Annotated in this window: 14 protein-coding genes and 1 pseudogene; 11 read left to right on the top strand and 4 right to left on the bottom strand. The window is 69.7% G+C overall.

The window, feature by feature from the left end; genetic code table 11:
* Window positions 1–34: 34 nt before the first annotated feature.
* A complete protein-coding gene (locus ACFYOJ_RS22415; RefSeq protein WP_356558165.1) occupies window positions 35–523 on the bottom strand; it encodes a three component ABC system middle component in 489 nt (162 codons plus the stop codon).
* Window positions 520–1,752 carry an ABC-three component system protein gene (locus ACFYOJ_RS22410; RefSeq protein WP_356558166.1) on the bottom strand — a complete coding sequence of 411 codons (1,233 nt, stop codon included), beginning with the start codon at window positions 1,750–1,752 and terminating at the stop codon, window positions 520–522. Before ACFYOJ_RS22410 ends, ACFYOJ_RS22415 begins: the two co-directional genes overlap by 4 nt.
* Window positions 1,753–2,359: 607 nt before the next feature.
* Here ACFYOJ_RS22410 and ACFYOJ_RS22405 point away from each other — a divergent pair.
* The 4 genes from ACFYOJ_RS22405 (at window position 2,360) to ACFYOJ_RS22390 (ending at window position 7,029) form a co-directional block, all read left to right on the top strand.
* A protein-coding gene (locus ACFYOJ_RS22405; RefSeq protein ID WP_356558167.1) for an IS3 family transposase occupies window positions 2,360–3,585 on the top strand; the annotation gives its coding sequence in 2 pieces (ribosomal slippage) (window positions 2,360–2,672 and window positions 2,672–3,585; 1,227 coding nt in all).
* 65 nt (window positions 3,586–3,650) lie between these two features.
* Window positions 3,651–4,079 (top strand): hypothetical protein, encoded by a 429-nt coding sequence (locus ACFYOJ_RS22400; protein ID WP_356558168.1) that lies wholly within the window; start codon window positions 3,651–3,653, stop codon window positions 4,077–4,079.
* A gap of 948 nt (window positions 4,080–5,027) precedes the next feature.
* Window positions 5,028–5,825 (top strand): hypothetical protein, encoded by a 798-nt coding sequence (locus tag ACFYOJ_RS22395; RefSeq protein WP_356558169.1) that lies wholly within the window; start codon window positions 5,028–5,030, stop codon window positions 5,823–5,825.
* 88 nt (window positions 5,826–5,913) lie between these two features.
* Complete coding sequence (locus tag ACFYOJ_RS22390) at window positions 5,914–7,029, top strand: XRE family transcriptional regulator (RefSeq protein ID WP_356558170.1); 1,116 nt, start codon at window positions 5,914–5,916, stop codon at window positions 7,027–7,029.
* A 371-nt stretch (window positions 7,030–7,400) separates the two neighbouring features.
* On the opposite strand, the pseudogene ACFYOJ_RS22385 reads toward ACFYOJ_RS22390, so the two are convergent.
* Window positions 7,401–7,811 (bottom strand): annotated as a pseudogene (locus ACFYOJ_RS22385) (DEAD/DEAH box helicase); the annotation flags it as partial.
* Between the two features lie 177 nt (window positions 7,812–7,988).
* Here ACFYOJ_RS22385 and ACFYOJ_RS22380 point away from each other — a divergent pair.
* The 6 genes from ACFYOJ_RS22380 (at window position 7,989) to ACFYOJ_RS22355 (ending at window position 17,195) form a co-directional block, all read left to right on the top strand.
* On the top strand, window positions 7,989–9,524 hold the full coding sequence (locus ACFYOJ_RS22380) for a DUF4192 domain-containing protein (RefSeq protein WP_356558171.1): 1,536 nt from the start codon (window positions 7,989–7,991) through the stop codon (window positions 9,522–9,524).
* A gap of 354 nt (window positions 9,525–9,878) precedes the next feature.
* Window positions 9,879–10,637 carry an NUDIX hydrolase gene (locus tag ACFYOJ_RS22375; RefSeq protein WP_356558172.1) on the top strand — a complete coding sequence of 253 codons (759 nt, stop codon included), beginning with the start codon at window positions 9,879–9,881 and terminating at the stop codon, window positions 10,635–10,637.
* Window positions 10,638–10,747: 110 nt separating this feature from the next.
* Window positions 10,748–13,117 carry an ATP-binding cassette domain-containing protein gene (locus tag ACFYOJ_RS22370; RefSeq protein WP_388597641.1) on the top strand — a complete coding sequence of 790 codons (2,370 nt, stop codon included), beginning with the start codon at window positions 10,748–10,750 and terminating at the stop codon, window positions 13,115–13,117.
* A 162-nt stretch (window positions 13,118–13,279) separates the two neighbouring features.
* Entirely contained in the window at window positions 13,280–14,167 is an 888-nt protein-coding gene (gene whiH, locus ACFYOJ_RS22365) for a sporulation transcriptional regulator WhiH (protein WP_356558006.1), read from the top strand.
* Window positions 14,168–14,626: 459 nt separating this feature from the next.
* Window positions 14,627–16,159 (top strand): RNA polymerase sigma factor, encoded by a 1,533-nt coding sequence (locus ACFYOJ_RS22360; protein ID WP_356558007.1) that lies wholly within the window; start codon window positions 14,627–14,629, stop codon window positions 16,157–16,159.
* A 178-nt stretch (window positions 16,160–16,337) separates the two neighbouring features.
* Entirely contained in the window at window positions 16,338–17,195 is an 858-nt protein-coding gene (locus ACFYOJ_RS22355; RefSeq protein WP_356558008.1) for a serine protease, read from the top strand.
* 129 nt (window positions 17,196–17,324) lie between these two features.
* On the opposite strand, the gene ACFYOJ_RS22350 is transcribed toward ACFYOJ_RS22355, so the two are convergent.
* On the bottom strand, window positions 17,325–17,555 hold the full coding sequence (locus ACFYOJ_RS22350; protein ID WP_356558009.1) for a hypothetical protein: 231 nt from the start codon (window positions 17,553–17,555) through the stop codon (window positions 17,325–17,327).
* Window positions 17,556–17,999: 444 nt separating this feature from the next.
* On the opposite strand from ACFYOJ_RS22350, the gene ACFYOJ_RS22345 reads away from it, so the two are divergent.
* The gene (locus tag ACFYOJ_RS22345; RefSeq protein WP_356558010.1) at window positions 18,000–20,123 is read left to right on the top strand and encodes a DNA topoisomerase IV subunit B; all 2,124 of its coding nucleotides are present in this window, start codon (window positions 18,000–18,002) and stop codon (window positions 20,121–20,123) included.
* Window positions 20,124–20,138 lie beyond the last annotated feature (15 nt).

The following is a 20,138-nucleotide window of genomic DNA, read 5'->3' as shown; positions in this document are numbered from 1 at the left end:
TGTAGCTCCTTTGCGAGGCGAGGAGGAGGAAGGGTTAGGGACGGACACCGAGGAGGGTGAACGCGGTTACGGGATCGGTCGCGGCCAGCCACCGTCCGACCAGGGCCGCGCGCCGTGCGCAGTCGGCGACTTCACTGCCGTTGTCAGCAGTGACAGGGCGGGGAGTTCGCGGGCAGCGCAGGCCCTGACCCGCTATCTCCACGGCCCCGTGGCGCAGGCCGGTACGCAGGCTGGCGCGGGTGTAGTCGGTCAGCGCTGCTGCGCGGTCGGCGAAGGCGGCCTGGTGGCGGGGGTGTTCGGTCAGCCAGGCGGCCATGGTGCGGCTGGCCTTGACCGGCAGATCCGCGCGGGTGTCCGCGGGCAGGACGAGCGGCAGGACGAGGAAGGCGCTGGGCCAGGGCAGGGGGTTGCGGGCGCCGGTCTTGGTGGCCGTGTTGACGCTGCAGGCCAGCAGATAAGCGCCGAAGGCCGGATTAAGAAGGGCTTGGGCCTCCGGGAGACGCCTGGTGGAAGCCACGGTCATTTCTCCTGCTCATCGGCGCGATCTTGACACAGGGACGAGAAGTCGGGGTGCCAGCCCGGGCCTTCGTCAGGATCCGCGCGGTCGGCGAGGCTGTGCATGGTGCCCCGCCCCACCCAGCCGACGGTGTTGCTGCCCAGGCGCGCCGGCTCGTCGGCCACCTTCTCCATCGTCTTGCGTAGCACGTTCTTTCCGACGGTGCGCTTGTCAGCCTCATCGCTGTCGTCATCAAGCTCGTCGGTGAGGTCGACGAAGATGTGGTCCCACTCGTCCCACAGCCGCTGCTCGTAGTCCTCCAGCCCTTCTTCGGTGATCTTGAAGGTGCGCAGCCACTCGGAGCGCTGGGCGCGCGCATGATGGTAGTCACGCAGGTAAGTGGCGATGGCACGGTCCTTCAGGCCGATCCATCGCATCTGGGCAACAACCAAGTCGTCGTTGTACGCGGCGACCTCCGCGGCAGTCAGACGGCGCAGCTCCTCCGTGATGGGCAGGTTCTCCCCGGCGAACTGGTCGCTCACTTCATCGAGGCGGCACAGCAGTTCCTGAGCAGACACCGCCGCCCGCCGCCGCGCAGGATCTTTGCGCTCTAGCAGCTGTACGGCCACGCGATACCACCACCCCTTAATCTGGTCGAGGACCGCGTCCTGCTGATTGGCTCGGATCCCCATCGCTTTGGCAAGACTAGGGTCGAGGTCTGACATCACCGGAGAGCCGTCGCTGATCACGAGGGCATCGACGAACTGGTAGCGCTGCGGTGCGGACAAGTCCAGGAACATCTTGCGTTCGCCGGCCGTGGTCTGCGGGCCGTCTGCGGCAGCCACCTCTTCCATGCGGGCCAGCGCGGCGGACACGTCCCGCTGGTCTCCGCGACGCAACAGGTAGTAGAAGGTGCCCGCCGTAGCCACCTGCGTGGTCACCAGTCGCAGCAGCGGCATCGACTCGGCTCCGGGATTGCCGAGCTTGCTGAGGGCATCGATCCACGAAGCGACCGAGCGCCAGAAGTCCTTGCCTGTCTCGCTGAGCTGCCCGGCCTCACCACGGTGCTTGGACTGCAACAATTCCGCGGGTGTTCCGCTCCCGTGGAGGAACTCGATGTCGTCGAGCACCTCCATGCGCACCTCGGCCGCAGGGTCGTCCCAGCTGCGTTCGGCCAGTTCCAACAGGGCCAACTCGCACTGGTAGAGGTACCCGATCATCTGGCCGGCCGCCGAATGCGATCCTGCTTGCGCCACGTTCCCCACTAGTGATCGAGTGCAAGGGCCATGTACGGCGCCCGCCCGCTGGCGCGACCAAGTCCACGCGCCTCAGGGCCCTCGCGCTGGTTTGCCCTGAATGGCGTACTGATGGTGGGTGCCGTTGCTGCGCCTACCGATTATCACCTTTGCCGCGTTGCTGGCAATGGGCGGTTCATCGCCCCATAGGCCCAGGCACGGCAGGGCGGTTGCAAGTTCCAGAATCGCGTAGATCGTCCGCGACCAGCGGGACCTGCCGTGGCAGCAGCACAGGCACGAGACCGGTGATCATCAGGGTGTCTTCGTCAGCTGATCACATCGAGGTTCCGTGGCTGCCGCTCCATCCTCCCCGGTCCCTGCCGATTTGGTGAAACTGGGTCCCCTCCACCAACACGACACCGGCCGCCTGCGTGCCCATCTCCAGCGCGTACCCGCCCCGCGTTCACGTTGCGTACGGTGGTATCCCTTGGCCGGCTTGCTGCTGAGCTGTGCCTGCGCAGTCGTATTTGGTGCTCGGACCATCACCGAGATCACCGGGGGCTTCCCCTGAGTGGTGGACACGCTGATACTGGATCTGCTTGATCCGGAGGAAGCGAGAAGACCGCCGATGGCGATGAAGGACTACTCGGACGAGTTCAAGGCCGGTGCCGTGGCCCTGTACGAGTCCACCCCCGGGGCGACGTACAAGAGCATCGCCGCCGACCTGGGCATCAACCGGGCCACCCTGCGCGAGTGGGGGCTGCGGGACCGGGAACGCCGGGGTGCCGGCCCGGCCGCCGCACGGGCCGGGCAGACAGCCGCCCGAGCCACGCAGGCGGCGCCGTCCGCGGACCCGGACGAGCGGATCCGGCAGCTCGAGGCGAATGAGCGCAAGCTGGCGACCGAGCGGGACATACTCCGCAAGGCGGCCAAGTATTTCGCCGGGGAGACGAACTGGTGAGGAGCCGCTTTCAGTTCGTCGACGACCACCGGGACGCCTTCGAGGCGAAGCGGCTCTGCCAGGTCCTGGAGGTCAACAGGTCCAGCTACTACAAGTGGCGGGCCGGCCAGGAGGCCCGGGCCGCCCGGCAACGGGCAGACCAGCGCCTGACGGCCAGGATGCGTGAGGTTCACGGCGAGACCCGCGGCGCCTACGGCTCTCCGCGGGTGACCGCCGAGCTCCGCGACCAGGGCCTGCACGTCAACGAGAAACGCATCGCCCGCGTCATGCGGACCTTTGCCATCACCGGCGTCCGCCTGCGCAGACGCGTCCGCACCACCGTCCCCGACCCGGCGGCCTCCCAGGTCTCGGACCTCTTCCAGCGGGACTTCACCGCCGCCGGGCCGGGCCGCAAATACATGGGCGACATCACCTATCTGCCCCTTGCGGATGGCGGGTTCCTCTACCTCGCCACAGTCCTGGACTGCTTCAGCCGCAAGATCGTCGGCTGGCCCATCGCCGACCACATGCGCACCGACCTGGTCGCCGACGCGCTGCTGATGGCCGCCCGCACCCGCGGCAGCCTGGAAGGCTCCACCTTCCACTCCGACCACGGAGCCCAATACGGCTCCAGAGCTTTCGCCCGCCTCTGCGACCAGCTCCAGGTCACCCGCTCCATGGGCGCGGCCGGCTCCAGCGCGGACAACGCCGCCTGCGAGAGCTTCCACGCGTCACTCAAACGCGAGACCCTCCAGGGAGCCCACGACTACGGCAACGCCGCCACCTGCAGGAACACGGTCTTCGCCTGGCTGACCCGCTACAACACCCGCCGCCGGCACTCCGCCTGCGGCCACCTCAGCCCCAACGAATACGAACGACGACACCACACCGCTAAGCTCACGCTCGCCGCGTGATCAACTAAGCGTGTCCACCATCACGGGGGAAGGCCCCCGAGTGAGGACAGCGCGCCACCACCACGGTGCTGGAACTGCTCGGCATCCGCCGCCACCTGCCTGGACGTCGCTGCGCCTCGTCCGACGCCGCGCTCACCCGACTCCTGGCCGCCCTCGACGGCGATGCCCTGGACGCTGCGATCGGCGCCTACCTGACTAGACGCGATCAAACCGCCATCGGTGCCGCCGACTCGGCACCGTGGCCGGCGAACGGGGCGGCCGGCAAGGCGCTGTCCGGGTCCGTGCACCGACAGCAGCGCCACCAGCACCTGCTGACCGCCGTCATCCAAGGCCCCACCGCTGCCATGGGGCAGCGGAAGGTGAGAGCCAAAGCCAACGAGACAGCTGCCTTCTACCCGCTGCTGGAACCACTCGACCTGGCTGGTGCTGTGGTCACCTTCGGCGCCCTGTGCAGTGTCAAATGCCGGGTGCGCTGGCTGGTGCAGGAGAAGTAAGCCCACTGCATCGCGGCCAACAAAGGAAAGCGGCGATCGCGTCGGCCCAGATGAAGACCCTGCCGTGGGAGCAGATGCCGGTGGTATGCATCGTCTCCGGGATCGGGCACGGGTGGCAGGGGCCCGCTCGGTCATGACCATGGCCATCGCGGCGAGCATGGACGGGATCGCCTTCCCAGAAGCGCGGCTGGCCTTGCTCCTCCACCGGCGCCGCCAGGAGGACTGCAGACCCGAGAGATGGTCTACACCGCCATCAGCCTCGGTGCCTGCCAGGCCAGACCCCGCTGACCTGGGCGGAGGAAGAGGTCATCGCGACCCTGGCCGCGCACGGCTTCGCCAGCTGGCAGGACGGATACAGACCAAGGTGGGATCCCGTGCGCTTCGCCAAGAAAGATGCCCCTACCAGCCAGGCGCCGGTGGAGCCCTACTTCCATGAAGACCGAGAGCTGGCCTCTATGCCCTCGTTGACGGACGCCTCGCCCCTCAGGCGACCTGTGAGGGGATCCGGCTCATCGGTCGTGTGCCTTCGCAACTCGCGTAGGAGATGGAAGCCCACGCGGCCAAGTACGACACCGGTCCGAGGTTCAGTACCACTGGCGACCCCTTCTGCGACGGCTTCCAACTCGAAAGCGGTACCCAGCGCACAGGCGACAACGTCGTGTCCTGGGCCTTTTTCTTTGTCGTAGGAGACGGCCACTCTGTCACGCGTGACGCCGCACCCGAAGTGGCCAGGTACCGCTGGTAGACGGCACCAGGCTCACCTCGCCACGCCAGACGCCTTCACGGAGGGCGGGGGACGGACATCGTGGAACCGTCGCTGGGATCAGACAGTCCCTGCGGCATCGCGAGTCCAACCTCGGTAACTTGCTGGGCATTTGATGCACATAAGTTAAGTGAGTGTGCTATGTTGGTGCTAGTTTAGTAAGCGACTGGCTCTCTGGGGGGATCATGGCTGGTGGGGTCACGCCGTCGCGGTGGGCCGTCGAGCAATTCGGTAAGCATGTCGCAGAGGTGATGCGGCATGTGGTCACGGGGTTGGTGCGGGGCCAAAAGGCGGCCCGTCTGGTGCAGGTGGCGGCCGAAGGCGCAGGAGCCGAGGACAAGCGGGCCTACGGCAGCATGTGGGCCACGCGCTACCACCACGTTGTCTCACAGTTCGACTTGGCTTCGCTACCCGGCTACGAGCTCCACAGGCCCAAGGGGGCGTCGTACAGCCTGGCGGTGGTCAACGGACGGGTACTGATTCCCTTCCGGCACGCCACGACACTGAAGGAGCCGATCTCTCGTGCGAAGTTGAGCACGAAGATTCCTCATCAGGTGTCTCGTGAGAATGGTGTGGACCCCGCTCCGACTTTGTTCGACGCTTCCGAAGCGGACACGAGCCCGACGGTGGCCGAAGCCGCTGCGGCGGCCAGGGCGGAGAAGCTGACGGTGGTCTACGTCGCGTATGTGGCCAACGCCGACAGCGACGACGTTCTGGCTGCTTGGTGGGGTACACCCCACTCGTTGGAGGATGACGGCACCATGCTGTGGGAGCCCGAGCGGCTCGACATGAGCATCGCCACAGCACAGGAATCAGGTAGCTCTCGCCGTAATCTGAACGATGCGGGGGCCGCCATCTCCACGCAGGGCTGGGCGGGGGGTGAGGTGCCTTCGTTGGATGTCGCGCCGCGCATCGAGCCCATCAAGCGCCCGTCCGCCGAACAGGAACCGACAACTTCCCAAACCGAAAACGGCAATGAGTAACGAAACCCAGCCATCGCTGTTCACTGCGCCCGGCAGCCGTAGCGTCCGCAGAGGCCGCGCCGGGCTTGAACAGCCCACCCCGACCGCAGTGCACGAAGTATTCGATCCCGCTCGGCTGGCCCAGGCGCGCAGCCTTCTGGGGATGACGAAGAGGCGTCTGGCCGACGAGCTGGGAGTGACCCCGGCCGCGGTGAGTCAGTACGAAATGGGCACCAACCGGCCCCGCCCTGACCTCCTGCCGCGATTGGCGGAGATTCTGCAGGTGCCGTTGGCTTACTTCTTGTCGGGGCGCCCTCACGCCCGACTGGATCCCTCGGCCGCGCATTTCCGCAGTCTGCGCAGTACGCGGTCGTACCAGCGTGCAAAAGCCATTGCGTTCACCGAACAGGTATGGGAGCTGACCTACGCACTGGAGAAGCGTGTCCGGCTCCCGGTGGTCGACCTGCCCGGCTTCGCCGGTGGGGAGGTCCTCTCGGGCACCGAACTGCCCAGCGACCCAACTGCCGCCGCTCGGGCCCTACGCATCGCGTGGAACCTGGGCGCCGGGCCGATCACCCACCTGATCCGACGGTTGGAAGCACGCGGCATCGTGGTGATCACACCGCAACGCGACGAGGACCTGCGATCCGTCGATGCCTTCTCCACATCGCGCCTTCCCCGGCCGTTGATCGTGTTGACTCCTAACAGGACCGACGACGTCTACCGGCACCGTTTCAGCGCAGCCCACGAGCTGGGGCATCTGGTTCTGCACGGTGACGCCAGCCCCGGTGACATTGCCCAGGAACGTGAAGCCGACACCTTCGCAGCAGAGTTCCTCACCCCCCGTGAGTCGATCCTGTCCGAGCTGCCCGCACGAGCCGACCTGCACAAGCTGTCGCAGTTGCGTGATATCTGGGGGGTATCGGTGCACTCCCTGCTGTATCGCTGCCGAGAACTCGGTCTCCTGTCGGACTCCTCGGCGAGCCGTGCCTATCAGCGCCTGCACAGTTTGCAGGGACAACCCGGTTTCGCTCCGGACCCACTGGCTGGCTACCCCGGCGAGCAGCCCGCACTGCTATCCCAGGCGTTCGCTCTTGCCTGCGACCACGGCCTGACAATCACGGAGCTGGCAGGCGAACTGGCCTGGAGCGTGCCCCAGGTCCGTCGGATGCTCGGCGCCGAGGAAGACCGGCCGGCCCTCCGGTTGGTCGGGAGCACACCCTGAGCGTCGCTTCACTGGTGCTGGCTATGTCGAGCGACAGGAACGCCGAGCCGTCACAGATAACCGGCCTTCTCACTCAACGTGAGGGGGTGTAATCAGTGGCAGCGAGGCGCTTGCGACTCATAGGCCCAGCTCAGGCGGACGGGGTCGCCGAACCGAGCACGAGGCGCTCGCGCAACGAGACAAGGTGCCCCAGCCCGCCCGTCCGGTACAGCGGAGCGGCCTCGATGCGGGCCTCGGCGGCGGCCTCGCCCCTGAATGGGGGAGCGGAGGGCCTGGGGCCGCGGCCCAGCGGTGGGCGTGCGGCGTCCATAAAGGTCCTTGCGTCGGACGAGGCTCTGTAGGCCCAGCGTCTCAGCGCTTTGCATGGTGCGTGGAGAAGACAGCGCTTCGGGACTCACCAGCAGGACGTCCACCTCCCCCGCGGTGATCTCGTCCTGGACGGCGCCCCACTCCTCGGTGTTGGAGGAGTTGATGGTCCGGGCGCGGATCCCCGCCCGCGCCGCCGCCTCGACCTGGTTGCGCATCAGCGCGAGCAGTGGAGAGACGATCACGGTGGGACCGCTGCCCGCGGCCCGCAGCAGCGCGGTGGCCACGAAGTAGACCGCGGACTTGCCCCATCCCGTGCGCTGGACGACCAGGGCTCTGCGCCGGTCGGCCACCAGCGCCTCGATCGCCCGCCACTGGTCCTCGCGCAGGCGCGCCGCCCCGGAGGGGTCCCCGACGAGGCGGGCGAGGACCGTGTCGGCCATGGTCCTGAGGTCCGCGTTGCTCGTGTGCTCCATGTCCTCCATACAACAGGACGGGACTGACAACCGGTGCCGCGGGCGGGAAAGGGATGACCACGCGCGACGGGCGCGCCCGCAGGAAACACCTGACGACGTGACCCCGGCCGGACTTGTCCACAGCCGAGTTATCCACAGGGCGAAGCGGAAGTTCGCGATCCGCGAGATCGTCGGGCCATGACGAACCACAGCGAAGCGACCGGACCCGCCGAGAACGGCGACATCGCACGACCCGCCCGGCCGGAACAGGCCCCGCACACCTCGTACGGCAACCCGGGCGGCGAGCCCCAGGTCACCCTGCGCACCCCGGCCGAACTCGCGGACGCCCTGCCCTACCTGCTCGGGTACCGGCCCGAGGACAGCATCGTCCTGGTCGCCCTGCGTGACAGGGACGGACGCGGCCGCTTCGGCGGACGCGCCCGTCTCGGCATTCCGGCGAACCGGGACGACTGGGCGAGCGCGGCGGGGCAACTGGTCCACGGCCTGGTGACCGGCAGTGAGCGGCGTGGCGCGCGGCCCGAGCAGATGGTCGCCTACCTCTGCCGGGAACCGTCTCCGGGTGAAACCGGCCGGCAGGTGATGGAACGACTGCGCCCCCTGGCCCAGAAACTGCGGATCGAGTGCGGCTCCCTCGACGTGCCGGTGGTCGAGGCACTGTGCATCTCGGACGGCCGCTTCTGGTCCTACTGCTGCGACGACGAGACCTGCTGCCCCTCCGAGGGCCTTCCCATGGGCCTGCCCGGTACGTCGGTGCTGGCCGCCGCGGCCACCTACGCCGGCATCCAGGTGCGCGGCTCGTTGCGCGAGCTGCGGGCCAGGCTGCTCCCGTGGGAGGACTCCGCCGCACTCGCACAGGAGGCCGCCCTGGACGCCGCCGGCCTGTCGCTGGTCTCCAGAATCCTCGACGACGCCAGGCGCGCCGACGTGGCCGAGGAGACGCTCGCCCTGGCGGAACGGGTCATGGGGCGTCTGGCCGGGGCCGCACCGGTGTCCGGTACACAGGCGCAGGACCGGCGGGACGACCGGCTGATCGGGACCGACGAGGCCGCGGCGCTGATCCTCGGCCTGCAGGACCGTACGACCCGCGATCGCGCGGCCGCCTGGATGGAGGGGGAGGAGGCGGGCCCCGCACTGCGCCTGTGGCGGGCTCTGGCCCGCCGATGCGTCGGCCCGTACGGCGAACACGCCGCCGCGCCCCTCACTCTCGCCGGATGGGTCGCCTGGTCCACCGGCGACGAACTGGAAGCCCGTGAAGCGCTGGCGATGGCACTCGGCGCCGACCCGGACTACCTCTTCGCCCGCCTCCTGCACCAGGCGTGCAACGAGGGGCTGGACCCCGAGTCGGTCCGTCGCTGTCTGCGTACGGAGCGGACGGGCGCCGGGCGGACGGCAGCCGCCGGTCCGGGCGTCGCCGAGCCGGCCGATGGGCAGACGCACCCGCGCCATGGGACGGACGAGGCCCCGGCCGCAGCGGGGGCACATGCCACCCGCCGGTGCGGGACAGCACCTGTGGCCCCGGCCGACGGCCCTCGCCGTCGGGTGCGGACGCGGCGCGGCGGGCCGTCGGCGAAGGTGGTGCGTCCGCGCGCCGCCGCCGGTGGTACCCGCCCCGGCCGGACGCGGGCGAGCCGTGCTCTCTCACGGGCCGTGCGCGAGGGGGAGGCGGACGGGCAGAGCGTGACCCCGGGAGGTGAGCGCCCGGGGGAGTCCTGACGCGGAGAGCTTCGGCGAGCGGAGCCACAGGGGCGCCGGGCGTCACCGGACACACCGGTGCCGACGGCACGGGGCGACGGGCAGAAGGCGCCTCCCCTGTCCCGGCGGACTGCTCCGGCACCGCCGCCGGGGCCACTGCGGATCACCGGCAGCCCTTCTCCGTCGAGGACGGCCGGCTCGGCCCCGCCTGGCCGAAGCAGCGGCCGACGGGTTGTGACCGGGCATGACGCGGCCCGGCATGGCCGACGCGGTGGCCCTCCCCGGGTGCCCGAGGGTGCCGTACCGAAGCGGAACAGCGACCGGGCGGTCGCAGAGGGGAGTGTTTATCGTCAGGCAGACGACTATGATCGCCGCATGCCCTACGACCCGTCAGCCTTTCCGCCCTTCGCCGTGACCGTGGACCTGGTCGTGCTGACCGTGCGCCGCCACTCCCTGTGCGCGCTGGCGGTGCGCCGGGGAGAGCCGCCGTTCCAGGGGCGCTGGGCCCTGCCCGGTGGTTTCGTGAGGGCCGACGAGGACCTGGCGCAGGCGGCGGCGCGGGAACTGGCCGAGGAGACGGGGCTGCGCGTCCACGACCCTGCCGCGCCTGTCCAGGACGACGGTGCCCACCTGGAACAGCTTGCGACGTACGGTGACCCGAAGCGCGACCCGAGGATGCGCGTGGTCAGCGTCGCGCACCTCGCGCTCGCCCCTGATCTGCCCGCCCCCCGGGCGGGCGGCGACGCCAGCAACGCGCGCTGGGCGCCGGTCGAGGAACTGCTGGAGCAGGGCGGCCGCGGCCGTGACGGCGAGCCGGTGGCTCCGCTCGCCTTCGACCATGCCCAGATCCTCGCGGACGGGGTGGAGCGAGCCCGCTCCAAGATCGAGTACTCGTCGTTGGCCACCGCGTTCTGCCCGCCCGAGTTCACCGTCGGCGAGTTGCGCCGTGTCTACGAGGCGGTGTGGAGCGTGGCCCTCGACCCGCGCAACTTCCACCGCAAGGTGACGGGCACCCCGGGATTCCTCGTTCCCACCGGCGGTACGACGACCCGTCAGGGCGGTCGTCCGGCCCAGCTCTTCCGGGCCGGTGGCGCGACGCTTCTCAACCCCCCGATGCTGCGTCCCGAGGTGTGACGCCGGCACCCCGGCCGAGCGGCAACGGTGGACGGCGCAACCGATCTCCACATGTCCGAAAAGTTGCATGATGCCCGATAAGTGATGCAATGCACGCTATCTTGCTGCGGGTGATCCAGGCCTTCGGATTGACCAGCAACCCCCGCAAGGAGCATCCGCCCGCTGTCGACGACGTCTCCTTCGAGGCGCACGCGGGTCGCGTCACCGCGTTGCTCGGAGCACCGGGCGCGGGCAAGACGACAACGCTCAGACTCATGCTCGAGCTGCAACACGGCCGAGGCATCACCCACTTCAGAGGCCGCCCCCTGCACCGCATCGCCCACCCCTCGCGTGAAGTCGGGGTGCTGCTGGGAGATGTGCCGGGACATCCGTCCCGCACCGTCCGCGGTCACGTGCGGATGCTGTGCGCGGCCGTCGGGGTACCCGTCCGCCGGGGCGACGAAGTCCTGGAGGCGGTGGGCCTCGAGAGTCTGCGCGACGAACGCCTCGGCGTACTGGCCCGCGGTATGGACCGGCGCCTCGGTCTGGCCTGCGCCCTGCTTGCCGATCCGCACACCCTGGTGCTCGACGATCCGGCCGGAGCGCTCTGTGCGCGCGAGGCCCGCTGGCTGCACGGGATGCTGCGAGCCCACGCGGACCAGGGCGGGGCCGTACTGATCAGCACGGCCGACCCCAAGGAGGCGGCTCGCGTCGCCGACCGTGTCGTCACCCTGGACCGGGGCAGAGTCGTCGCCGACCAGGAGGCGGCGGACTTCTCCCGTACCCGCCTGCGTCCCCGTGTCGCCGTGCGCAGCCCGCACGCGGCCCGTCTCGCCGCTCTCCTCACCAAGGAGGCGCGAGCGGCCCGCCGTTCCGTCGAGGTCGTGCAGGAGAGCGGCAACCGCCTCGCGGTGTACGGCAGTACGTGCGCGGACGTCGGCGAGATCGTCTTCCGCAACGGCATTCTCGTACACCAACTCGCCGACGAGGAAGGCGATATGGGGCCGGGTGCGGTGCTCCGCGAGGACGGCGCCGGAGCGCTCCGTCCGGCGCGGGCCACCGGGACCGGCCGGACACCGGCGGCCCGCCGGCCGGACGGCACCGACCCCACTGCCACCCGTCCCACAGTCACCCGTCCCACGGCCACCGGCCTCGGGCCCGTTGACGAGGGCCTGCCCCAAGGCGAGGGCGCGCACCCTCCGGCCACCGGACCGAAGCACGGTCCCGCCGGCCCCGACGGCCTCCCCGGCAACCGGTCCGCGTCCCCCGATACCCAGGAAGCCGACCGCACCCCCGAGACCCGAACCGGCTGTGCGTCCGCCGGTGACGACCCGGTGCTCCGGGGAGCGCATACCGAGGCTGGTCCCGTGCCCGGGCAGACGCGGTGCGGTGATGACCCGGAGCGCGAGGAGACCCGCGCCGGAAGCGCATCCGTGCCCGAGAAGCCCTCGGCCGGCGAGGCACCCGTCCCCGCGACACGAGCCGAGACGGCCCCCGTGCCGACGATGCCGACGGAGTCGGACACCATGCCCGCACCGCCGGTCGAAATGCCCCTCGCGCCCGAGGCGCCGGCCGCAGCGGACCCGGAGTCCGGGGCCCACCGCCCCGCGCCCGTGCAGAAGCCCGGCGTCACCCGCCGGACACCGCGCCCGCGCTCGGCGTTCGGATCCGGGCGACCGGGAAGCGGCCGGACACTGCCCTCCCTCCCACCCCCTATTTCCGTGCGCTCGGCACCGAGCCCGCTCCGCCCGCTCCGGTACGAACTGCGCCGGGTCACCGGCGTCGGCACCGCCTACCTGACCGGGATGGCCGTCCTGGCCGTCTCCGCGGTCACCGCCGTGATCCTGGCGCGCGTCGGTCACACCCCGCAGCCCCGTCTGCTGGCCGCATGGCCACGCGAGCTGCCACTGCCACCGGCGGCGCTGGGCGCGGGCCTGCTCGGCGCGCTGGCCTTCGGCGACGAGTTCCGCCACCCCGCCCTGGCGGCGGACCGCGGCACCGTGCCCCGGAGACTGGGGCTCCTGACAGCCAAGCTCCTCGTCTCCGCCGCCACCGCGCTGGTTCTCGCCGTCCTCACCGTGGGCTGTGACGCGGAAGTGCTCCACCTGTTCTACGGACAGGAGGTCGCCCGGGTCCCCGCGGACTGGCCGGCGCTCGGTGCCGGCTGGCTCGGGCTGTGCGTCGGATGCGCATGGTCCGGCGTGCTCGCCGCGGGGATCTTCCGGTCCACGACGGCCGGGCTCGCCGCGGTGGTCGCGGTGCCGGTCCTCGTCGTACCGCTCGTACAGAAGGTCTGGGAGGGTCCGTCCGTGCGGACCGCCGCCGGACTCTCCCTGCGACTGCGCGAGGTGCTTCTGTCGCAGTGGCCCTTCGGCGGGCAGCGTCACATCGCCGAGGTGCTGCGCGTGCTCGCCCAACCTGTGGGCGGCGCAATGACGTTGTCGCTCACGGCGCTGCTCTGCGCCTACCTGCTCACGACCCTGCGCAGCAGGCCCCGATGACAGTCGTCCGCACCCTGCAGGTCGGATCGTGCGCGCAACTCCCCGGGGAAAGCCCATTTCTTTCCGATAAGGCGTCAATTGCGACGAGGTGAGCGATCACCCTTTCGTGTGCTTTTCACCAAAGCCCTCAAGGGAGTTGGGAACGGGGCCGACAAAGGATGCGTGAGTACCCTTGCGCACACCATGATGACCACCGCCCGCTCCGCCGACTCAGGCCTCGCGAACCCGGGCGAACTCGACCGCTACCCCTACGCCGAGGCGCCCGCCGTCGACCGCGTCGGGACGCCCGCCTGGGAAGGGATGGAACCGGAGCTGGGGCGCGTGGGCCGGCGCACCACGGGCAACCGTGGGCGCGGACTGCACGGGCAACTCGTCCAGCAGCTCGGCCAGATGATCGTTTCGGGTGATCTGGGCGCCGATCGCCCCCTGGTGCCCGAGGAGATCGGCCAGCGTTTCGAGGTTTCCCGCACCGTCGTCCGTGAATCGCTCCGTGTCCTGGAGGCGAAGGGCCTGGTCAGCGCCCGCCCGAACGTCGGCACGCGCGTGCGTCCCGTCAGTGACTGGAATCTGCTCGACCCCGACATCATCGAATGGAGGGCCTTCGGACCGCAGCGTGACGATCAGCGCCGCGAGCTGAGCGAACTGCGCTGGACCATCGAGCCGCTCGCGGCCCGCCTCGCCGCCGGGCACGGACGTGAGGACATCCAGCAGCGGCTGGGCGATCTGGTGGGGATCATGGGACACGCCATGGGGCAGGGGGACGCGCTCACCTTCTCGCGCGCCGATTCCGAGTTCCACTCGCTGCTCATCCAGATCGCGGGCAACCGCATGCTGGACCACCTCTCCGGGATCGTGTCCGCCGCCCTCCACGTGTCCGGTGGCCCGGTCACGGGCTGTGACCGGCCGAACGACACCTCGCTGGCGCAGCACGGGCGGATCGTCGATGCCCTGGCCGCCGGTGACGGCGCGGCCGCCGAGGCGGCCATGCGCCAGCTCCTGACCGTTCACCCCGAGGTGGAACGTGTGGTGCCCGCTCCGCGCGAGCACTGACCGCACTCCACCGGCGCGGCGCGCGCCGACCGTGCCGCGCCCCTCCTGTGGCCGTGACCGCCGCCGGCCGGTCGCCCACAGTCGCGGACCCCGTGGGACCATCCCTCCCGTCCCGCGGGGTCCAGCGGTGTTCCTACGGTGTGATGAGCGGCAAAGGCTCCATAAGCTCTCCGGACGCGGTGGGAACGGCACCACTGGTGATCGCATATGTCTCCATATGGCTTGTTTTGACCGGTTACGGGGTGTGACTCGGGCCACGCGGATTGGGCGTAACGCTCGCGGGAACAACGCGATGACCTAAGAGGTGACAGCCGCGGAAGGAATACGGACGCCGTTCACGGCGCTGTGCATCTCCCCGGCCCCCGCCCGCGCCGTCGGCCCATCCCCAAGCCGGCGGTCGGCTCCTGTTCCACCCGGACAGGGCCGGAAGCCGTTTTCCAACGTTCCGAGAGGTTGTTCGTGTCGGCCAGCACATCCCGTACGCTCCCGCCGGAGATCGCCGAGTCCGTCTCTGTCATGGCGCTCATCGAGCGGGGAAAGGCTGAGGGGCAGATCGCCGGCGATGACGTGCGTCGGGCCTTCGAAGCTGACCAGATTCCGGCCACTCAGTGGAAGAACGTACTGCGCAGCCTCAATCAGATCCTCGAGGAAGAGGGTGTGACGCTGATGGTCAGTGCCGCAGAGCCCAAGCGCACCCGAAAGAGCGTCGCAGCGAAGAGCCCCGCCAAGCGCACCGCCACCAAGACGGTCGCAGCGAAGACGGTGACCAGCAGGAAGGCCACCGCCCCCGCCGCCCCGACGGCGCCCGCGACCGACTCCGCGGCCGAGGAAGAGACGCCGGCCAGGAAGGCGGCGGCCAAGAAGGCGACCGCCAAGAAGACGGCCGCGAAGAAGACGACCGCCAAGAAGACGGCGGCCAAGAAGACGACCGCCAAGAAGGACGACGGCGAGCTTCTCGAGGACGAGGTGGTCGAGGAGCCGAAGGGCGCGGCCGAGGAGCCCGAGGGCACCGAGAACGCGGGCTTCGTGCTGTCCGACGAGGACGAGGACGACGCCCCCGCGCAGCAGGTCGCCGCGGCCGGCGCCACCGCCGACCCGGTCAAGGACTACCTCAAGCAGATCGGCAAGGTCCCCCTGCTCAACGCCGAGCAGGAGGTCGAGCTCGCCAAGCGCATCGAGGCGGGCCTGTTCGCCGAGGACAAGCTGGCGAACTCCGACAAGCTCGCGCCCAAGCTCAAGCGCGAGCTGGAGATCATCGCCGAGGACGGCCGCCGTGCCAAGAACCACCTGCTGGAGGCCAACCTCCGTCTGGTGGTCTCCCTGGCCAAGCGTTACACCGGCCGCGGCATGCTCTTCCTGGACCTCATCCAGGAGGGCAACCTCGGTCTGATCCGCGCGGTCGAGAAGTTCGACTACACCAAGGGCTACAAGTTCTCCACGTACGCCACCTGGTGGATCCGCCAGGCGATCACCCGCGCGATGGCCGACCAGGCCCGCACCATCCGTATCCCGGTGCACATGGTCGAGGTCATCAACAAGCTCGCGCGCGTCCAGCGTCAGATGCTCCAGGACCTGGGCCGCGAGCCCACCCCGGAGGAGCTGGCCAAGGAACTCGACATGACCCCGGAGAAGGTCATCGAGGTCCAGAAGTACGGCCGTGAGCCGATCTCCCTGCACACCCCGCTGGGCGAGGACGGCGACAGCGAGTTCGGTGACCTCATCGAGGACTCCGAGGCGGTCGTGCCGGCCGACGCCGTCAGCTTCACCCTCCTGCAGGAACAGCTGCACTCCGTCCTGGACACCCTGTCCGAGCGCGAGGCCGGCGTCGTGTCCATGCGATTCGGTCTCACCGACGGTCAGCCCAAGACCCTCGACGAGATCGGCAAGGTCTACGGCGTCACGCGTGAGCGCATCCGTCAGATCGAGTCCAAGACGATGTCCAAGCTGCGCCACCCGTCGCGCTCCCAGGTGCTGCGGGACTACCTGGACTAGTACGGCCGGTACGACCAGTACGGCCGGTGCGACCGCAGGACCACGCGCGACGGCTGTACGGCCGACGAGGCCCGGCTCCCCGAGGGAGCCGGGCCTCCGTGCTGACCAGCGGGTGCGCGGCGCGGCGGGGTGGATGACTCTGGGTGTTCCCTGACCCCCACTCAGTGAGGAGCCCCGTATGCGCCGCCTCTTCGCCCGGGCGCTGGCCCGGCCGCTGGTCCTGGCCGCCGCGGCCACCGCGATACCGCTGGCGTCCGCCGCCCCCGCGACCGCCGACAGCATCGTCGTGGGAGGCTTCCCGGTCGATGTGTCCGAAAGCCCGTGGACCGTCGCCCTGTCCAGCCGTGACCGGTTCGGGGGTACGCGGGCGGGACAGTTCTGCGGGGGCGTCGCCGTCGGCCGGACGACCGTGCTCACCGCAGCCCACTGTCTGGACGAGGAGGTCCTGGGGTCCCCGCCCGAGCAGGTACGTGACCTGAAGGTCGTCGCCGGCCGCACGAACCTGCTCTCCGACGAGGGGGCCGAGATCCCGGTCCGCTCCGTCTGGGTGAACCCGGCGCACGACGACGTCAGCAATGCCGGGGACTTCGCCGTCCTCACCCTCTCCCAGGCCCTCCCCGCCGGCTCGGCCATAGGCATGGCCGCGGACGGCGACCCGGCGTACAAGCCCGGGACCGGGGCGCTCGTCTACGGGTGGGGGGACACCTCGGGGGCCGGGGACTACGCCAACGCCCTGCGGGCGTCGCGCGTGCGCGTCCTGCCCGACACGAAATGTGAGCGGGCGTACCCGGGGGGTGGTGACGGGCGGTATCTCGCCGACAGCATGCTGTGCGCCGGGGAGGAGACCGGCGGGCGGGACGCCTGTCAGGGCGACAGCGGGGGGCCGCTGGTCGCCCAGGGCAGGCTCATCGGGTTGGTGTCCTGGGGCGATGGCTGCGGGCGGGCCGGCAGTCCCGGGGTCTACACGCGTGTCTCCGCCGTTCTGCGGGCCCTGGACTGGGACGGCACGGCCACGAGCCGGCACCAGGGCGCCTGAGCGCGCCGGAGACGCCCGGAGGGGAGCCTACGGGCACCGCGCGCACGAACACGGGCGGCCACCTCCCAACGGAGGTGGCCGCCCGTCCGCCGGCCTGTGCCGGCATCGCTCGTCGTCAGGCGCGCAGTATCAGCGGTCTTCCTCGGGGGGAGACGCCGGAACGGCGGTCAGTCGCTCCGTCTCGTCCTGTATCTCAGCGGCGATCTTCTTGAGTTCCGGCTCGAACTTGCGACCGTGGTGGGCGCAGAAGAGCAGCTCTCCGCCGCTCAGCAGGACGACGCGCAGGTATGCCTGGGCGCCGCAGCGGTCGCAGCGATCAGCGGCCGTCAGCGGGCTCGCGGAAGTCAGAACAGTAGTCACGTCGCCTCTTCTCTAGCTCGACGAGCTGTCGTACCAGGGTCAACATCCAACCAGCCCCAAAACGTTCCCGCTCGTGGCTTTTCCTCGAAAAAAATTCTTCCGAGTGGCCGGGTGTCGCCGGTTGGCGGCGAATGTGCCGTATTGCGTGTCTGTGTGTCGTACGGGTTCGCGCAGTCGGTCAGTGGGTCGGTCCCGCCGGCTGGGTTGCCGGTTTGTTCATGAGGACGTGCCCGGAGCCTAAATGGTTCATGCCTCGAAGGGAACGTGATGTGTGCTTCACCCCATCGAGGGATCGAACAAGCATGCGACGGTGGACTAGGGTGGGAACGCGACGAGGGTGGCGTGACAACGGCTCTACCAGGCCTCGGTACCCTCTGAGCGGTGAACCGAGCCGCGCCCTTACCCAGCGGGGCCCCATCTGAAATTCAGCGAGGAGCGAACCGCGTGACCGCCGAGACGTCCGTGCCGTCCACTGCGCTGCTGGCAGGAGCAGACCGGGACGGATCCAACTACACCGCGCGGCACCTGCTCGTCCTCGAGGGGCTCGAGGCCGTGCGCAAGCGTCCGGGCATGTACATCGGGTCCACCGACAGCCGCGGCCTGATGCACTGCCTGTGGGAGATCATCGACAACTCCGTCGACGAGGCGCTCGGCGGTTACTGCGACCACATCGAGGTGATCCTCCACGACGACGCGTCGGTGGAGGTCCGGGACAACGGCCGGGGCATCCCGGTCGACGTCGAGCCCAAGACCGGCCTGTCCGGCGTCGAGGTCGTCATGACCAAGCTGCATGCCGGAGGCAAGTTCGGCGGCGGCTCGTACGCCGCCTCGGGCGGTCTGCACGGCGTCGGCGCGTCCGTGGTCAACGCGCTGTCCGCCCGGCTCGACATCGAGGTGGACCGCGGCGGACACACCCACGCCATCAGCTTCCGGCGCGGCGTCCCGGGCGCCTTCTCCGGCGCCGGCCCGGACGCCAAGTTCGAGGCCGGGAGCGGACTGCGCAAGACCAGGAAGATCCCCAAGAGCCGCACCGGCACCCGCGTGCGGTACTGGGCCGACCGGCAGATCTTCCTCAAGGACGCGAAGCTCTCCCTGGAGAATCTGCACCAGCGGGCCCGCCAGACCGCGTTCCTCGTGCCCGGCCTGACGATCGTCGTCCGCGACGAGTTCGGCCTCGGCGACGGCGGCAGCAAGGGCGAGGAGTCCTTCCGCTTCGACGGCGGCATCAGCGAGTTCTGCGAGTTCCTGGCCGGCGACAGGCCCATCTGCGACGTCCTCCGCTTCAGCGGGCAGGGCAGCTTCAAGGAGACCGTCCCGGTCCTCGACGAGTACGGGCAGATGACGCCCACCGAGGTCACCCGCGAGCTCGGGGTCGACGTCGCGCTGCGCTGGGGCACCGGGTACGACACCACGGTCAAGTCGTTCGTCAACATCATCGCCACCCCCAAGGGCGGCACCCATGTCGCCGGCTTCGAGCAGGCGGTCGCCAAGACGATGAACGAGGTGCTGCGGGCCAAGAAGCTGCTGCGCGTCGCCGAGGACGACATCGTCAAGGACGACGCCCTGGAGGGGCTGACGGCGGTCGTGACGGTCCGCCTCGCCGAGCCGCAGTTCGAGGGGCAGACCAAGGAGGTCCTCGGCACCTCGGCGGCCCGCCGCATCGTGAACAACGTGATCAGCAAGGAACTCAAGGCGTTCCTGACCTCGTCCAAGCGCGACGCCGCCCAGCAGGCGCGCACCGTCATGGAGAAGGCCGTCGCCGCCGCGAGGACGCGCATCGCCGCCCGTCAGCACAAGGACGCCCAGCGCCGCAAGACCGCCCTGGAGACCTCGTCGCTGCCCGCGAAGCTCGCCGACTGCCGCAGCGACGACGTCGACCGCAGCGAGCTGTTCATCGTCGAGGGCGACTCCGCGCTGGGCACGGCGAAGCTCGCCCGGAACTCCGAGTTCCAGGCCCTGCTGCCGATCCGCGGCAAGATCCTCAACGTCCAGAAGTCCTCCGTGACGGACATGCTGAAGAACGCCGAGTGCGGCGCGATCATCCAGGTGATAGGAGCGGGGTCGGGGCGTACCTTCGACATCGACGCGGCCCGCTACGGCAAGATCATCATGATGACCGACGCCGATGTGGACGGCTCCCACATCCGGACGCTGCTCCTGACGCTGTTCCACCGCTACATGCGTCCCATGGTCGAGGCCGGCCGGGTCTTCGCCGCGGTACCGCCCCTGCACCGCATCGAACTGGTCCAGCCGAAGAAGGGACAGGACAAGTACGTCTACACGTACTCGGACCGCGAGCTGCGCGACAAGCTCATGGAGTTCCAGACCAAGGGCATCCGCTACAAGGACTCCATCCAGCGGTACAAGGGCCTCGGCGAGATGGACGCCGACCAGCTGGCGGAGACCACCATGGACCCGCGGCGCCGTACCCTGCGCCGCATCAACCTGACCGACCTGGACTCCGCCGAGCAGGTCTTCGACCTCCTCATGGGCAACGACGTGGCTCCGCGCAAGGAGTTCATCTCCAACTCGGCGGCGACGCTGGACCGCTCACGCATCGACGCCTGACCTGACACACGGGCC

Source organism: Streptomyces sp. NPDC006384 (genome assembly GCF_042870695.1).
GTDB lineage: Bacteria > Actinomycetota > Actinomycetes > Streptomycetales > Streptomycetaceae > Streptomyces.
Note: the sequence above shows the minus strand (reverse complement) of the source record. Positions and strands in the feature narration are given on the sequence as shown.

What these genes read in the sequence shown, in the direction of transcription:
- ACFYOJ_RS22355 (WP_356558008.1), top strand. Translation starts at nt 16,338, where the DNA reads ATGCGCCGCCTCTTCGCCCGGGCGCTGGCCCGGCCGCTGGTCCTGGCC.
- ACFYOJ_RS22395 (WP_356558169.1), top strand. Translation starts at nt 5,028, where the DNA reads ATGGCTGGTGGGGTCACGCCGTCGCGGTGGGCCGTCGAGCAATTCGGT.
- ACFYOJ_RS22415 (WP_356558165.1), bottom strand. Translation starts at nt 523, where the DNA reads ATGACCGTGGCTTCCACCAGGCGTCTCCCGGAGGCCCAAGCCCTTCTT.
- ACFYOJ_RS22375 (WP_356558172.1), top strand. Translation starts at nt 9,879, where the DNA reads ATGCCCTACGACCCGTCAGCCTTTCCGCCCTTCGCCGTGACCGTGGAC.
- ACFYOJ_RS22380 (WP_356558171.1), top strand. Translation starts at nt 7,989, where the DNA reads ATGACGAACCACAGCGAAGCGACCGGACCCGCCGAGAACGGCGACATC.